The organism is Lysobacter sp., assembly GCA_013141175.1.
Classification (GTDB): domain Bacteria; phylum Pseudomonadota; class Gammaproteobacteria; order Xanthomonadales; family Xanthomonadaceae; genus Lysobacter_I.
In genome coordinates, this window is the sequence record JABFRN010000001.1 from 705,656 (window position 1) to 720,086 (window position 14,431).

Annotated in this window: 17 protein-coding genes and 1 riboswitch; of the genes, 9 read left to right on the forward strand and 8 right to left on the reverse strand. The window is 64.7% G+C overall.

The window, feature by feature from the left end; genetic code table 11:
* The first annotated feature begins 20 nt into the window (after window positions 1–20).
* The 3 genes from HOP03_03290 to HOP03_03300 are packed head-to-tail and all read left to right on the forward strand — an operon-like array spanning window position 21 to window position 1,892.
* Window positions 21–734, forward strand: a complete 714-nt coding sequence (locus HOP03_03290; protein ID NOT87188.1) for a polyisoprenoid-binding protein — start codon at window positions 21–23, stop codon at window positions 732–734.
* Entirely contained in the window at window positions 731–1,336 is a 606-nt protein-coding gene (locus HOP03_03295; GenBank protein ID NOT87189.1) for a cytochrome b, read from the forward strand. Before HOP03_03290 ends, HOP03_03295 begins: the two co-directional genes overlap by 4 nt.
* Window positions 1,326–1,892, forward strand: a complete 567-nt coding sequence (locus HOP03_03300) for a polyisoprenoid-binding protein (protein NOT87190.1) — start codon at window positions 1,326–1,328, stop codon at window positions 1,890–1,892. Before HOP03_03295 ends, HOP03_03300 begins: the two co-directional genes overlap by 11 nt.
* A 25-nt stretch (window positions 1,893–1,917) precedes the next feature.
* On the opposite strand, the gene HOP03_03305 is transcribed toward HOP03_03300, so the two are convergent.
* Both HOP03_03305 and HOP03_03310 read right to left on the reverse strand, forming a co-directional pair.
* On the reverse strand, window positions 1,918–2,478 hold the full coding sequence (locus HOP03_03305; protein ID NOT87191.1) for a hypothetical protein: 561 nt from the start codon (window positions 2,476–2,478) through the stop codon (window positions 1,918–1,920).
* Window positions 2,479–2,557: 79 nt separating this feature from the next.
* A complete protein-coding gene (locus HOP03_03310) occupies window positions 2,558–2,818 on the reverse strand; it encodes a glutaredoxin family protein (protein NOT87192.1) in 261 nt (86 codons plus the stop codon).
* Between the two features lie 69 nt (window positions 2,819–2,887).
* Here HOP03_03310 and HOP03_03315 point away from each other — a divergent pair, with 69 nt between their 5' ends.
* Together HOP03_03315 and HOP03_03320 are read left to right on the forward strand one after the other, a co-directional pair.
* Window positions 2,888–3,160, forward strand: coding sequence for a hypothetical protein (locus HOP03_03315; protein ID NOT87193.1), 273 nt, complete (start codon window positions 2,888–2,890; stop codon window positions 3,158–3,160).
* A complete protein-coding gene (locus HOP03_03320; GenBank protein NOT87194.1) occupies window positions 3,161–4,543 on the forward strand; it encodes an L-serine ammonia-lyase in 1,383 nt (460 codons plus the stop codon).
* A 12-nt stretch (window positions 4,544–4,555) separates the two neighbouring features.
* Here the strand turns inward: HOP03_03320 and HOP03_03325 are convergent, their stop codons facing one another.
* Genes HOP03_03325 through HOP03_03335 form a run of 3 tightly spaced genes read right to left on the reverse strand, consistent with a single transcriptional unit; the run spans window position 4,556 to window position 7,898 of the window.
* On the reverse strand, window positions 4,556–5,647 hold the full coding sequence (locus tag HOP03_03325; GenBank protein NOT87195.1) for a homoserine dehydrogenase: 1,092 nt from the start codon (window positions 5,645–5,647) through the stop codon (window positions 4,556–4,558).
* Window positions 5,644–6,864, reverse strand: a complete 1,221-nt coding sequence (locus tag HOP03_03330) for an O-succinylhomoserine (thiol)-lyase (protein NOT87196.1) — start codon at window positions 6,862–6,864, stop codon at window positions 5,644–5,646. The genes HOP03_03325 and HOP03_03330 overlap by 4 nt, the downstream gene beginning before the upstream one ends.
* On the reverse strand, window positions 6,861–7,898 hold the full coding sequence (locus HOP03_03335) for a homoserine O-succinyltransferase (protein ID NOT87197.1): 1,038 nt from the start codon (window positions 7,896–7,898) through the stop codon (window positions 6,861–6,863). Before HOP03_03335 ends, HOP03_03330 begins: the two co-directional genes overlap by 4 nt.
* 91 nt (window positions 7,899–7,989) lie before the next feature.
* Window positions 7,990–8,118: riboswitch (SAM riboswitch) on the reverse strand.
* 110 nt (window positions 8,119–8,228) lie between these two features.
* On the opposite strand from HOP03_03335, the gene HOP03_03340 reads away from it, so the two are divergent.
* Together HOP03_03340 and HOP03_03345 are read left to right on the forward strand one after the other, a co-directional pair.
* Window positions 8,229–9,320 (forward strand): phytase, encoded by a 1,092-nt coding sequence (locus HOP03_03340; GenBank protein NOT87198.1) that lies wholly within the window; start codon window positions 8,229–8,231, stop codon window positions 9,318–9,320.
* Window positions 9,321–9,516: 196 nt separating this feature from the next.
* Window positions 9,517–10,224, forward strand: a complete 708-nt coding sequence (locus tag HOP03_03345; protein ID NOT87199.1) for a M23 family metallopeptidase — start codon at window positions 9,517–9,519, stop codon at window positions 10,222–10,224.
* 69 nt (window positions 10,225–10,293) lie between these two features.
* On the opposite strand, the gene HOP03_03350 is transcribed toward HOP03_03345, so the two are convergent.
* Window positions 10,294–10,851, reverse strand: coding sequence for a DNA-3-methyladenine glycosylase I (locus HOP03_03350; protein ID NOT87200.1), 558 nt, complete (start codon window positions 10,849–10,851; stop codon window positions 10,294–10,296).
* Window positions 10,852–10,955: 104 nt separating this feature from the next.
* Here HOP03_03350 and HOP03_03355 point away from each other — a divergent pair, with 104 nt between their 5' ends.
* Together HOP03_03355 and HOP03_03360 are read left to right on the forward strand one after the other, a co-directional pair.
* Entirely contained in the window at window positions 10,956–12,560 is a 1,605-nt protein-coding gene (locus HOP03_03355) for a peptide chain release factor 3 (protein ID NOT87201.1), read from the forward strand.
* A 28-nt stretch (window positions 12,561–12,588) separates the two neighbouring features.
* The gene (locus HOP03_03360) at window positions 12,589–13,080 is read left to right on the forward strand and encodes a hypothetical protein (GenBank protein NOT87202.1); all 492 of its coding nucleotides are present in this window, start codon (window positions 12,589–12,591) and stop codon (window positions 13,078–13,080) included.
* A 3-nt stretch (window positions 13,081–13,083) separates the two neighbouring features.
* Here HOP03_03360 and HOP03_03365 read toward each other — a convergent pair whose 3' ends face one another.
* A complete protein-coding gene (locus tag HOP03_03365; protein ID NOT87203.1) occupies window positions 13,084–13,695 on the reverse strand; it encodes an aspartyl beta-hydroxylase in 612 nt (203 codons plus the stop codon).
* A 28-nt stretch (window positions 13,696–13,723) separates the two neighbouring features.
* Entirely contained in the window at window positions 13,724–14,347 is a 624-nt protein-coding gene (locus tag HOP03_03370; GenBank protein NOT87204.1) for a sulfotransferase family 2 domain-containing protein, read from the reverse strand.
* Window positions 14,348–14,431 lie beyond the last annotated feature (84 nt).

Genomic DNA, 14,431 nt, shown 5'->3' on the forward strand with positions numbered 1-14,431 from the left:
TCCCACCGCAAGGCCGTTTCATGCCGCTCGCCTATCGCTGCCTTTTCGCTGTCGTTACGGGCCTCAGCCTGTTCAATGGCAACGCCGTCGCCGCTGGACCCGTTCGCTACAACCTCGACCCTGTACATACCCGGATCATGTTCGCCATCGACCATGCCGGGTTCTCGAAGGCGATCGGCACCGTATCCGGCAGCACCGGCAGCCTGATCGTCGACCCGGAGCATTGGCACGATGCAACACTGCAGGCCACAGTGCCGCTGGCTCGCATCGATCTCGGTGATGCCGGCTGGAACAGAGCGGCCTTGGCGCGGAATCTTCTGGATGCTGCGGCGTATCCGACCGCCGAGTTCGTATCGACCCGCATCGAGCCCATCTCGCCCGATCGTGCCTCCGTCCATGGCAGGCTCACGATGCGCGGGGTTTCGCGTGAGATCATGCTGGACGTGACGCTCAACGCCGCCAAACGCCACCCGTTGCCGCCGTTCCGACGGACGATCGGGTTCTCGGCCACGACCATACTCAGCCGCAAAGCCTTCGGAATCGACGCCTGGCCGAGCGTGATCGGCGACATGGTGGAACTGCGGATCGAGGCCGAAGCGACTCGAAGCCGGGCGGATGGCGAACTCGACGCAACCGATGCCCCGGACGACGACTCTACTTCCACGGACACCCTTTCCACCGACACCCTCTCCACCGAAGTCGCACCCAAGACCACAACGGAACCCTCACCATGACGTTGAAAAACACCATCGACCGCTGGGGCGGCATCAGCCAACTGCTGCACTGGACTGTCGCGGTTCTCATCCTGGTCATGGCCTATCTGGGTCTGACAATGGGCGATCTGCCCAACGGCCCAGACAAGATCAAGACCTATGCACTGCACAAATCGATCGGCATCACCATTCTCGCGTTGGTCGCGTTGCGCGTGGCGTGGCGCATGTACGCAGGCACGCCACACCCGGTACCCGGTTCGCCTCGCTGGCAGGAGCGTATCGCTGCACTGACTCACGCCGCCATCTATCTGCTGCTCTTCGCCATTCCGGTCAGCGGCTGGGTGTTGAACTCGGCTGCGGGTTTCCCCCTGCAGTGGTTCGGTCTGATCAACCTGCCGCATATCGTCGGCAAGAGCCATGACCTGCACGAACTGGCGGAGGAAGCGCACGAAATCATGTTCTGGGTTCTCGCACTGCTGGTCGTGGCGCACGCAGGCGCGGCGTATTACCACCATCTCTTCCAGCGCGATGCGACGCTGGCGCGCATGCTGCCAAAAGGCTGGCTGCGTACCGGCGATTCCGTCATCGCCACCAATGCACAGGACTCCGACCATGCTGTGTGAATCCGCACGTAAAATCTTCGTCGCCGCGCTCACCGCAGGCCTGCTGTTGAGCGGCCCCGCCTTCGCCGCCGATTACGCCCAAGCCACTGGTTCGACACTTGGTTTTTCCGGCAAGTATCAGGGCGAAGGGTTCACCGGCCAGTTCCCCGGCTTCGCCACCACGTTTTCTTTCGACCCCACAAAACCGACTGTCGGGAAACTCGACGTCACCATTCCATTGGCCACCGCGACCACGCGCAATGCCGATTACGACAGCGAATTGCGCGGCCTCTCGTTCTTCAACAGCAAGAAATTTCCGCAGGCGCACTACACCGCAACGAAGTTCCGCGCGCTCGGGGGCAACAAATATGCCGCCGATGGCACGCTGAGCCTGCGCGGCGTGAGCAAACCGGTCACATTGACATTCACCTGGACCGCAGGTGCGAAGCCGATCCTCGCGGGCACGGCCGTGGTCAAACGCCTCGATTTCGGGGTCGGAAGCGGCGATTGGGCGGATGTCGGCGTGATCCCGAACGACATCAGGGTCACCACCAGGGTCGTGTTTCAACCCAAGTGAGCATGGCTCGCGGCGGCGCCTGCGATCATTTCGCGGGCGTCTCCGCCGGCATGGGCCACAACGAGTACACAAACGCGCCGAGCATGTCGCCGGCGCGTTTGTTCTTGTGGCATCCCAGGCATTCATCGCCTGCCCGGATCGCACCGACCACCCGCAGACCCTTGCCCTGCTTTTCGACGATCAGTCGTTGACCGGCATCAAGATCGCGCAGCGCCTGCTTCTCCCACGCCGTGATCGCGCGATCGGTCGTGCGTGAAGGCGGTGGTGTCTTCTCGTTCCGCTGATGGAAAATCGACATTTCGTTCGAGAACACCCGCGGCGGATCGTGCTTCGCGACACCGATCAATTCGAGATGCGCGACGAACCAGCGCGAACCATCGACCGGCCGGTGCATGACTCCGGACATCGCAGGCAACCGGCGCTGCCCGAACCCTTGGCTGTCGATGAAGGCCAGCACGAAATCGTCGTGCATCCGCAGCAGCCCGCGCGGCGGACTCTCTCGCCCCACCGCAGAGGACCAGCCGACGACAGCAGCGACCACTGCCAGTGCCATCAGCCCCCAGCGCAGCCCTTTCGTTCGCATCATCCGCTCGGCTTCCATCGTCACCTTGGGCCCCGACGCTAGCACACGGACATCCCGGACCGGACCACATGCGGATGCCCGTTCAGTCAGACCCCGGCGACCTGCCCACCAGCAGTGCAACCACGGCCGAAACCTCGAATGGCCAGTCCAGCTCCGCGCCGCCGGCGTCTTCCCGCAATACCGGCACCCGACTCCCGAACCTGGCCTCCAGTGCCTGGTCCCCATCGATGAAGGCGCTCTCGAAGGTCGGCAGCCGCGCCTCGGCCAGCACCGCCAGCGCCAGGTCGCACAGATGGCAATCATCGCGCTGGTAAAGAACGAAACGGGGGACGAAGGGGACCATACGCTGGCGTCGCTACGGCGAGGGCAATGCGGCATAGAATACGGCCACCACACATGAAGGGGGTCGTCCATGTCGTACGTGCTCGTCAGCTACACCGTCCGTGATTACGCCCGCTGGCGTGCCGTATTCGACGCCGACACCGTCGAGCAGCGTCACGCGGAGGTCTTCATCCGCCACGCATTGCACGACGACAAGAACGAAACCCGTATCACGCTCATCGCCCATGTCAAGGACCGCCGCAAGGCCATCGAGCTGTCGTGCCGCAAGGAGCTGCCCAAGCTCATCGAAAAGGCTGGCTTGCTGCGCGACACCATCAGGTACAAGTGGCTCTGCGAGCAATAAGTGGCCGTAAGCACCTTCGACCTGTTCAAGATCGGCATCGGCCCGAGTTCGTCGCATACGGTCGGGCCGATGCGCGCGGCGTGCCGCTTCGTGCATCGTTGGCTGGAAGAAGGCGGCGACCTCGCCCGCACCGCGCGTGTGCGGGCCGAGGTCTTCGGCTCGCTCGCGCTCACCGGGCGCGGCCATGGCACCGACAAGGCCGTGCTGATGGGCCTCGAAGGCCATTGGCCCAACGAAATCGATCCCGACGCCATTCCCGCGGCGCTTTCGCGCATCCGCGGCGACAAGACCCTGCTGTTGCTGGGCAAACACCCGATCGCCTTCGACGAGAAGCACGATCTGATCATGAACAAGCGCCAGAAGCTGCCGTTCCACACCAACGGCATGCGTTTCACCGCCTACGACGCGGCAGGCGCGGAAATCGCCACCCGCGACTACTACTCCGTCGGCGGCGGTTTCGTGGTGAATCAGGACGAAGCGGCCGAAGACCGCATCGTTGCCGACACCACTGAACTGCGACACCCGTTCGCAAGCGGTGCGGACCTGCTGCTGCAGAGTCAACGCACCGGGTTGAGCATCGCCGCATTGATGTTCGACAACGAGCGCCACTGGCGCAGCGACGAGGAAATCCGCGATGGGCTGCGGGACATCTGGAACGCGATGCAAGCCTGCGTGCAGCGGGGTATCCGCGAAACCGGAACCCTGCCCGGCGGCCTTCACGTCGTGCGCCGCGCACCAAGCCTGCATGCGGAGCTGTCGTCGAAGCCGGAAGCCGCGATGCGCGACCCGCTGACCGTATTGGACTGGGTGAATCTCTACGCGCTCGCGGTCAACGAGGAAAACGCCGCAGGCGGTCGCGTCGTCACCGCACCCACCAACGGCGCCGCCGGCATCATTCCCTCGGTACTGCATTACTACGACCGTTTCTGCGCTGGCGCGAACGAACAGGGCGTCTTCGATTTCCTGCTCACGGCATCGGCCATCGGCATCCTCTACAAGGAAAACGCCTCGATCTCCGGCGCCGAAGTCGGTTGCCAGGGCGAAGTCGGCGTCGCCTGCTCGATGGCCGCCGCAGGCCTCACCGCCGCGCTGGGCGGCACCTCCGGGCAGATAGAAAATGCCGCCGAAATCGGCATGGAACACAACCTCGGCCTCACCTGCGACCCGATCGGCGGCCTCGTGCAGATTCCATGCATCGAACGCAACGCGATGGGCGCGGTGAAAGCCATCAACGCCTCGCGCATGGCGCTTCGGGGCGATGGCAAGCACAAGGTGAGCCTCGACAAGGTGATCAGGACGATGCGCGACACCGGCCGCGACATGCAGGACAAGTACAAGGAAACTTCGCGCGGCGGGTTGGCCGTGAACGTGATCGAGTGTTGATGCTCCGGATGGCTATCCGCACGATGCGATTTTCAATACATCATCCAACAGCGCTGCTGCAGTGATTTCAGCGCCCGCGCCCGGGCCTTGGATCACCAGCGGTTGCCGGCAGTAGCGATCGCTCCAGATCGCGACACGGTTGTCGGTGCCGACGCCAGTGGCGAGGGGATGATCTGCCTGCAACGATTCGAGACCGGCACGAGCCTTGCCGTGTTCCAGGCGCGCAATGAACCGAAGCCTTTCATTGCGTTTGCAGGCTTCGGCATGGCGCTCGCACAACCGGACATCGAATTCCGGCAGCGCGACATCGAAAGCCCCGGCAGGCAGCGAGGCAAGCGATGGTGGTATCACCGGCGAGACATCAGCCTCGTGATCCTCCATCAAGAAACCTGCGGCGCGCGCAAGGATCAGCAGTTTGCGGCGCACGTCTTCGCCGCTGAGGTCGTCGCGCGGGTCGGGTTCGGTGTAGCCGGCATCGCGCGCCTGCCGCACGAAGCTCGAAAACGGGCGCAGGCCGTCGTAGTGGTTGAACAGCCACGCCAACGAACCCGAGAGCACCCCGGCGATGGCATGGATCCGATCGCCGCCGGCCTGCAGCGCACGGATCGAGCGCAACAACGGCAGACCCGCGCCGACGGTGGCACTGTCGCCGTAACGACTGCGGCCGGTGCACTGCGCATCGTGGATCGCTCGCCAGCGCGCGAGCGAAGTGCCCTGCCCGAGCTTGCACGCGGTCACGACGTGGATGCCTTGCGCCAGCCAATGCGCGTGGGATTCGGTGACGGCTTCGCTGGCTGTGGCATCGATCACGATGCGCAGGCCGCGATCGCCGAGCGTCCCTAGCACATCGCGCAGCGTATCCGCAGGCGCTGTCGAGTCGCACTGCGCGACACGCGCAAGTGCGTCGGCGCAGGTCGTGGGCTGGCAACCGAAACGGGAATTGGCGGCATAACGCAGCGACAGTCGTCCGCCAAGGGGCGTACCTTCCCAACCGGCAAGCCGGGCGAGCACCGCCTTGCCGACGGTGCCCGTCCCGAGCAAGGCGATACGCGCAGGCGCCGGTCGCCAGGCGACGGGCGTTCGCGTCGCGACTACGGCATTCATACCGCGACCTGTTTCCGCGAATCGACGACATCGAGCGCACGGTCCAGCGCCGCCACGATATCGGCAACAAGATCGTCGACATGCTCGATGCCCACCGACAATCGCAGCAGTCCGTCGCCGATACCGGCAGCCGCGCGCGCCTCGGCGGTCATCGCCGCGTGGGTCATGGTCGCGGGATGCGCGATCAGGCTTTCCACGCCACCCAGCGATTCGGCGAGCGTGAAATAGTCGAGGCCATCGATGAATGCGCGCACCGCCGCCTCGCCGCCTTCGAGTTCCAGGCTGAGCATCGCGCCGAAGCCGTACTGCTGGCGCGCGGCCACCGCATGCCCGGGATGCGATGCGAGGCCCGGGTAATGCAGGCGGCGTACTGCAGGATGGTCGTTCAACAGCGCGACCAGCGCGTCGGTGTTTTCCTGATGCACGCGCAGACGCGCATCCAGCGTGCGCAGCCCGCGCAGCGTCAGGAAGCTGTCGAACGGCGCGCCGGTGATGCCCAGCGCATTCGCCCACCACACAAGCTGCGTGTGCTGTTCGGCGTCTTTCGCGATCACCGCCCCACCGACCACGTCGCTGTGGCCGTTGATGTACTTGGTCGTCGAATGCACGACGAAGTCCGCACCGAACGCGATCGGCGTCTGCAGCGCGGGCGAGAGGAAGGTGTTGTCGACCACCGTCAGCGCGCCGACCGCATGCGCGGCTTCGATCACGAAGCGCAGATCGGTGATGCGCAGCAGCGGATTGGAAGGCGTTTCGATCCAGACCACCGCCGGCTTCGTCGCCAATGCTTCGGCCAGCGCGCGCGGATCGGTGAAATCGATGGTCTGCAGTTCGAACGCACCCTTGTTGGCGAGCGCATTGAACAGGCGCCAGCTGCCGCCGTAGGCGTCGTGCGGCACTACCAGCCGCTGGCCCGGCTTCAGCAGCGCATGCAGCAGCAGCGTGATCGCCGACATGCCGGTGGACGTGACCACCGCGCCCGCACCTCCCTCCAGTTCCGCCAGCGCCTCGGCCAGCAGGTCGCGGGTCGGATTGCCGCTGCGCGTGTAGTCGTACTGCCGCTTCTCGCCGAAGCCGGCGAAGCTGAAGTTCGACGACAGCACCAGCGGCGGGGTCACCGCGCCGAACGCCGTGTCGCGGTCGATGCCGGCACGCACCGCACGCGTCGAGGCGCGCGCGGGACGACGGCGCGGTTGGTCGATCACGATGCCGCTCATGCCGCACCTCCGCAGACGTCCTGCAGCGTGCGTTCCAGGATATTGCCGATCTCCAGGGTTTCGGTGAGAAAAGCGTCGTGACCGAACTTGGAACGCAGCACGCGGATCTCGCTGCGCGGCAGGGCTTCGGCCAGCACGAACATATCTTCCAACGGCACCAGCCGGTCTTCGGCGATGGCGACGACGATCGTCGGTACCGGCACGGTGCGTGGATCGATCGCGTGCAGATCGATGGATTCGGACAACCGCAGGAACGCGGTCGGCGAGGTGCGTGCGACCCAGGTCGCGGCGCAGTGTTCGAGATAGTCCTCTGCAGCCACACGCACTCGACCATTCGTTACGGTCGGCGCATCCGCGAACCGTTCGGCGAATTCATCCGGGGTGCGATAGCTCAGCATCGCCAGCTGTCGCGCCAGCGCGAGCCCCTGCGACGCGTCGCACTGCAGTTGGCCCAACGCCACCGCCTGACGCTGCAGCGCGCGCCACGCGCTGGCGTACGGATGCGAACGATGCGCGCCGCTGATCGCGACCAGCTTGTCAACGCGCTGCGGGTAACGCGCGGAGAACTGCAGACCGACCATCGCGCCGTATGAACTGCCGAAGAAGGCGGCAAGCTTCTCGATGCCCAGCACGTCGAGCACCGCCGCGATCGCATCGGCCTGGTCGGCGCTGTCGATCGGCACGTCGAGCTGGCCATCGGCGCCGAGCCAATCGATCGCGAGCAGCCGCACGCGCGTGGTATCGAGGCCAACGCCGCTCTGTGCCTGCCACCAACCGGCTTCGGGAAACGTTTCGCTTGCAACGACGTGGCGATGCGCGGAGATGCCGCCTGCGGCCAGCACGACCGGCGCCTCGGCGGGCCCGACGAGTTCGTAGCCGATCTCCACATCGCGCGCACCGGCATGGCGCAGCGCCAAGGACGTGCGCAGACGTCCACGAATCGCGGCCGGGGCATCGACGAAGGGCGTCTGATAGAAGTCAGGCGACGGTCGACACGCGGCGGTGCGGGATTCTGGATAAGCGGCGAGGGTCATGACGATCTCCGGGGCGATGAGGGCCATCGAAGCCGCGGGGAGACCGGAGGGGAGCTGCTGCGCACGGATGGGAAGACACGACCGCGACGCGCAACCATCTTCACGGCGGACACAGGGTCCCCGCAGGAGTTGGCACCTTGTGGAAGCGTCGCGTTGGCGATGCCTCCATCAGGTTGCCCCGGCGTCTTCGGGCCTGTCCCTCAGCCGGTCTTGATGGATGACCGCAGCTTGCCCGAGGTTTTCCGGCATGTCAATCGCTTCATACGGATGAAGCGATGACTTTAGTCGCATCCTGTTCGCGAGACTCCCGATTCGGCGATACTTGGGCCGATGCGCATGTCATATTTCCGGCCGCTGGCCGCCCTGGCTCTCCTTTTCGTGATCACCGCCTGCGCCGCCCAGGCCCCACGGGATCGCGCTGCGCCGCGTCCGGTGCCGAAGCTGGTGACCGAAGCCTATGTTTCGCCCGAAGCCCCGAACGAGGAGTTCGATTCCCTCGCCACCTGGCGACATCCCGACGGCACGACATGGCTGATCGCGACCGCGAAATCCAGTCATCGCCTGGTGATCTTCGACGCCGACACCGGCACGCGCCTGCGCGAGATCGGCAGCAAAGGCCCGGAGCCCGGGCAGTTCATCCGACCGAACGGCATCGCCGTTCTCGGCGACCGGCTGTTCGTGGCCGAGCGCGACAACCACCGCGTGCAGGGCTTCTCGCTGCCGGAGTTCCGTCCGCTCGGCAGTTTCGGACAGGCCGAACTGCGCTCGCCCTACGGCCTGTGGCTGAATCCAGTCGACAAAGACACCATCGATGTCTACGTCACCGACAATTTCATGGAAGGGCCGCGATACGAAGTCGTGCCTCCGCTGGAACAACTCGACCAGCGCGTGCGCCGCTACCGCCTCCGCTTCGATACGACCGGCGCGTTGGCCGCGAAAACCCTCGGCAGCTTCGGCGACACCGGCGAAGCGACCGCGCTGCGGATCGTCGAATCGCTTGCAGGCGATGCACGACGCAGGACACTGCTGATCGCCGACGAGGACACCCGACGCGAATCGACATTGCGCGAGTACCGGCAGAACGGCAGATCCACCGGACGCAGCGTCCCTCGCTCAAGTTTCGAAGCCGAAGCCGAGGGCGTGGCGCTCTGGGCCTGCGGCCGGGAACGCGGTTATTGGATCGCGGTGGATCAACTGCAGACCTTGACGGTGTTTCGACTGTTCGACCGGGCTTCGCTCGCCGCGCGCGGCAGTTTCACCGGTGCCACCGTCGCCGCGACCGACGGCATCAGCTTGCGCACCGCTCCCAGCCATCGTTTTCCCAAAGGCGCGCTGTTCGCGGTGCACCGCGACAAGTCGGTGGCGGCATTCGATCTGCGCGACATCGTCGCGATGCTGAAACTCGACCGCAGCTGTCTCTAGCGCCATGCGCACGCGCGGTTGCCTGTTGCTGCTGCTGACCTGCTGCATGGGTGCGGTGCAGGCCGGAGATCTGTTCCGGTGGAAAGAACGCAAAAACGTACCGACCAACGGCGAGCGTGCATCGGAGCATGGCGATCCACAGCGCCCATCGGAAGCGCATGCCCCGGTGACCGGCGAACGCATACCGGCTGCGCGGATGCGCTTCGAAAGACGCGCCGATGCCATCGAAGTCTGGGTCGACAACAATCTCTCGGGCCCGATCGAAGTGCTGCTGCGCCCGCAGGACGGCATGATCGCGAGCGCCGATCCGCCGCTGCCCGCACGCGCCGTGGTTCCTGCGCTGCAGGGGACGCTGGTCGCGCGCCTCGGACCCAAGGCCAGGGCCGAACTGTGGTTGGACGTGATACCGGGCACCCCCAACGCGAAACCGAAGGATGTCGAGTACGGTTATCCGCTGCGCACCCCGGAGCTGCAGGTCGAACAAGGCTGGGGCGGCGTCTACAGCCACAACGACGACCAGAACCGTCACGCCGTGGATTTCGCCGCCGATATCGGTACACCCGTGCTCGCCGCCCGCGCCGGCACGGTCATGGAGGTCGAAAGCGACTTCGAGCGGGCCGGTCTCGACAACGAACACTACGCACGCAGCGCCAACTTCATACGCATCGCCCACGACGACGGCACGATGGCGCTGTATGCGCATCTCAAGCAGGGCGGCGTGCTGGTGCGCGCAGGCCAGCGCGTCCGCAAGGCGGACGTGATCGGACTGTCGGGCAACACCGGCTTCACCACCGGCCCGCACCTGCATTTCGCGGTGCAGGCGAATCGCGGGATGAAGCTCGAATCGATTCCGTTCCGGATGTTCGGCCCGCAGGGCATCCTGAGGTTCACCGAACCCCGATAGCGCGCGCCTTGGCGCACCGATGCTTCTCTTGATTCATCGATTTCAAAGCCCGATGCGCCAAGGCGCATCCTATCGACGATGCCGCATCCACACAGGTTTGAGCTTTGCGATGCGCTTGTGCGCCGGGCAATCCTCGCGATGCGCACCGGGCAGATAGCCGAGGCTCATCAGGAACTCGCCGACGATCTCGCCGCCAGTGAAGCGGAAACTCGTCTTGAACAGCTTCACCCACGCGGCTTTGTCGCGCAACGCGCCGTCCAGCAATGCGTGTGCGTCCAGCCAGTCCGCGAAACCGCCATGCGAATCGCGCAGCGCCCGGATCGCCTGCGCGTTGTGGACCGCGGCGTCGACCTTGAGCCGGTTGCGGATGATCCCCGGATCGGCAAGCAACCGCGTACGTTCGACTTCGCCGTAGGCCGCGACGGTGTCCACATCGAAGCCGTCGTAGGCGCGGCGGAACCCGTCGCGCTTCTTCAGGATGGTTTCCCAGCTCAGACCGGCCTGGTTGATCTCCAGGATCAATCGCTCGAACAGCGCCGACTCATCCCGGGTCGGCACGCCGTACTCGTGATCGTGGTAGGGCCCGTGGACGGGGTGGCCGGGGGCGAAATCGCAGTAGGTCGACATTTGGACAGGATAGCGCGCCCTCGTACCGGGGACTGTCGGCAGGCGCATCCCCGTATAATTCACCACTTCCTTTCGTTTCCCGGGCGCACCGGCGCCGATTCCCCATGTCCGATGTCTCCACCGAAGCCGCGCGCCGACGCACGTTCGCGATCATCTCGCACCCCGACGCCGGCAAGACCACGCTGACCGAAAAGCTGCTGCTGTTCGGGGGCGCGATCCAGATGGCCGGCTCGGTCAAGGGCCGCAAGGCCGCCCGCCACGCCACCTCCGACTGGATGGCGCTGGAAAAGGAACGCGGTATCTCGGTCACGTCGTCGGTGATGCAGTTCCCGTACGAAGGCTGCATCGTCAATCTGCTCGACACCCCGGGCCACGCCGACTTCGGCGAAGACACCTACCGCGTGCTGACCGCCGTGGACTCGGCGCTGATGGTGATCGACGTGGCCAAGGGCGTCGAGGAGCGCACGATCAAACTGATGGAAGTCTGCCGGTTGCGCGACACGCCGATCATGACCTTCATCAACAAGCTCGACCGCGAGGGCAAGAATCCGATCGACCTGCTCGACGAGGTGGAATCGGTGCTGGGCATCCAGTGCGCGCCGATCACCTGGCCGATCGGCATGGGCTCGCGTTTGAAAGGCGTCGTCCACCTGTTGACCGGTGAGGTGCATCTGTACGAAACCGGCCGCAATTTCACCCGCCAGGATTCGACGATCTTCGCTTCGATCAGCGATCCGGCGCTGGAAGCGCGCATCGGCGCCGAGATGTTGCGCGAGGTGCGGGACGAGCTGGAACTGGTGGAAGGCGCCTCGCACAAGTTCGACAAAGCGGCCTATCTCGCGGGCAAGCAGACGCCGGTGTCCTTCGGTTCCGCAGTGAACAACTTCGGCGTGCAATTGCTGCTGGATTTCTTCGTCGAACACGCGCCACCGCCGAAAGTGCGCGCGACCACGGGCCGCGACGTGCAGCCGAACGAAGAGAAGCTCACCGGCTTCGTGTTCAAGATCCAGGCGAACATGGACCCCCAGCACCGCGACCGCGTCGCGTTCATGCGCATCTGCTCCGGCCAGTTCACCGCCGGCATGAAAACCCTGCATGTGCGCACCGGCAAGGACATGAAACTGGCGAACGCGCTGACCTTCATGGCCAGCGATCGCGAGATCGCGGAAACCGCGTGGCCGGGCGATGTCATCGGCATCCACAACCACGGCACCATTTCCATCGGCGACAGCTTCACCGAAGGCGAGAACCTCAGTTTCACCGGCATCCCGAACTTCGCGCCCGAACTCTTCCGCCGCGCGCGCCTGCGCGATCCGCTCAAACTCAAACAGCTTCAGAAAGGGCTTGCGCAGCTGTCCGAAGAAGGCGCGACCCAGTTCTTCCGCCCATTGATGAGCAACGACCTGATCCTCGGCGCGGTCGGCGTGCTGCAGTTCGACGTGGTTGCATATCGGCTGAAGGATGAATACGGCGTGGACGCTTCGTTCGAGCAGGTACAGGTCACCACCGCACGCTGGATCCGCTGCGACGACGCCAAAAAACTCGAAGAGTTCCGCGACAAGAATGCGATGAATCTCGCCGTCGATGCCGCCGGGCAACTGGTCTACCTCGCCCCGACGCGGGTGAACCTGCAGCTCGCGCAGGAGCGTGCGCCGGCGGTGACGTTCATGGCGACGCGCGAACACGCGCACGCGGTTTCCATCGACTGAGTGGACCGAAGGGCTCAACGCCACAGCCATGCTCGACACGATCCGCCAGTGGTGGCAATACCTGCTGGGCAAGCGCAGCGAAGTGGCCCAGATGGACTACAAGGATGCGTACATGGCCAAAGTGGTCATGGACATCCACCGCAAGCGCACCGGCAAACGCGTGGTGCGGGTGCCGCTTGCGCAGCTCGACCCGATCCACCGTATCGACCGCGAGTCCGCGCTGCACAGCGCCAACGAGCGCGCGGAGGCGCTGCGCGCCCATCGCGACACATTACTGGCGGCGAAACTGCTCGACAGCGAGGCGCTGCAGGCCATCATCCCGTCGGTCTCCGGGATCAAGGTAGTGCGCAACGGCGAGCGCTGGCTGGCATTCGAGGGCAACGGCCGCCTGTATGCGATGCGCGAAGTGTTCGCCGCCGACGACGGCATGCGGGTGGATGTCGAGGAATACGTCTTCGACGATCCGTGCAGCATCCAGCGCAGGCTACGGCGCGTACGCAGGCTCAATCGCCTGGAATGATGCTCATGCGTTGGCGATCACCCGCGCCAGCCATTCCGGCGCGGGTTCATCGGCGTCGAAATACTCGAAGATCAGATGGATGCGGTCGCTGTCGCCAGCGTTCTTCACCGCATGCACGCCCATGTTGTTGACCTCGGCGGCCTCGCCTTCGGGCAAGTGATAACCGACGTTGTCGACGAAAAAGGTCACTTTGTCGTTGGTCAACAGCGGCACATGGATCTTGTGCGGCCACTTGGCTGCGGCGTTGGCGTCGCGGTGCGGTTTGATCTCGCCGCCCGGGGCCATCCGCGCGAACATCACCCGGGGGAACTGGCCGTTGGCGTAGCCGTAAGGCATCACCGCTGCCCGCATGACCGGCTCCAACAGCGCATGCCACTCGCCCCAGGCCGGACGATCGTGCGAACTGCGCCAGTCGCGCACGCTGTCGACGAAGCGGAACACGATATGCCGGGTCTTGTCCAAGGCCTCGAAACGGTTGGGCTTGTCTGCGTTCTCCGCGTCCCATACCGACTCCGGAAGCGCCAGCACCGCCGTTTTCAGCGCGGCGATATCGACCGGGCCGAGGCGGCGGATCGTGGTGGTTTTTCGCGGGTTGGCGTAGGGATCGTGACTCATCGCATGGCTCGGGTTGGGTGCGTTTGGGTCAGAAACGGTAGTCGAACAATTCCAGATCGCGGCGGTACAGCTCGGTCACGCCGTCGATCAGGGCCTGATCGTAATACTGCCGGTAATCGCCGCGTCTGGAACTGTTGACCTTGTCCAGCGCACGGCTTGGAATGCCGACTTTCGCGCAGACGGCATCGTAATCGTCCTGCATGCGTTCGACCCGACCGATGAAATCCATCTCCAGCGCGTCGTCGGCATCGGTGAGCAGCGTGTACTGCGGCTGGAAGTGCACATGATCCATCGGCCGCAATTCGAACAATATCCTGCGCATCGTGCCCCGGGGGTCGCGCTCGAACGCACCGTGCTGCCGGGTCATGAACGCGCAGTACGACACGAAGCGATCGAATGGGTTGCGCACGAAGGTGAACTTGAAATAGTCGCCGCAGACATCATCGCCGAGATACGGACGCACCTGACGCACACTCAGATGACCGTGCCTGATCTGCGCAACCTCGTCGAACGGGAAGCGCTTGTTCACGAACAGTCCGACCTGCTCGATATCGTCGGGGCCGAGATGCTCGCGCAGCGCCTGCCGCACCGAATGGGTGCCGGTCTTGGGCATCGCGACGAAAATGTAACGGTGCAGATGTGAAACGATCATGGCCGAACCGGATGTCGATGGCGCATGATCGCACAAGCTGCCGACACCCCGCCCGGCATGCGGCATGCCTGTGGAATGTTTGCA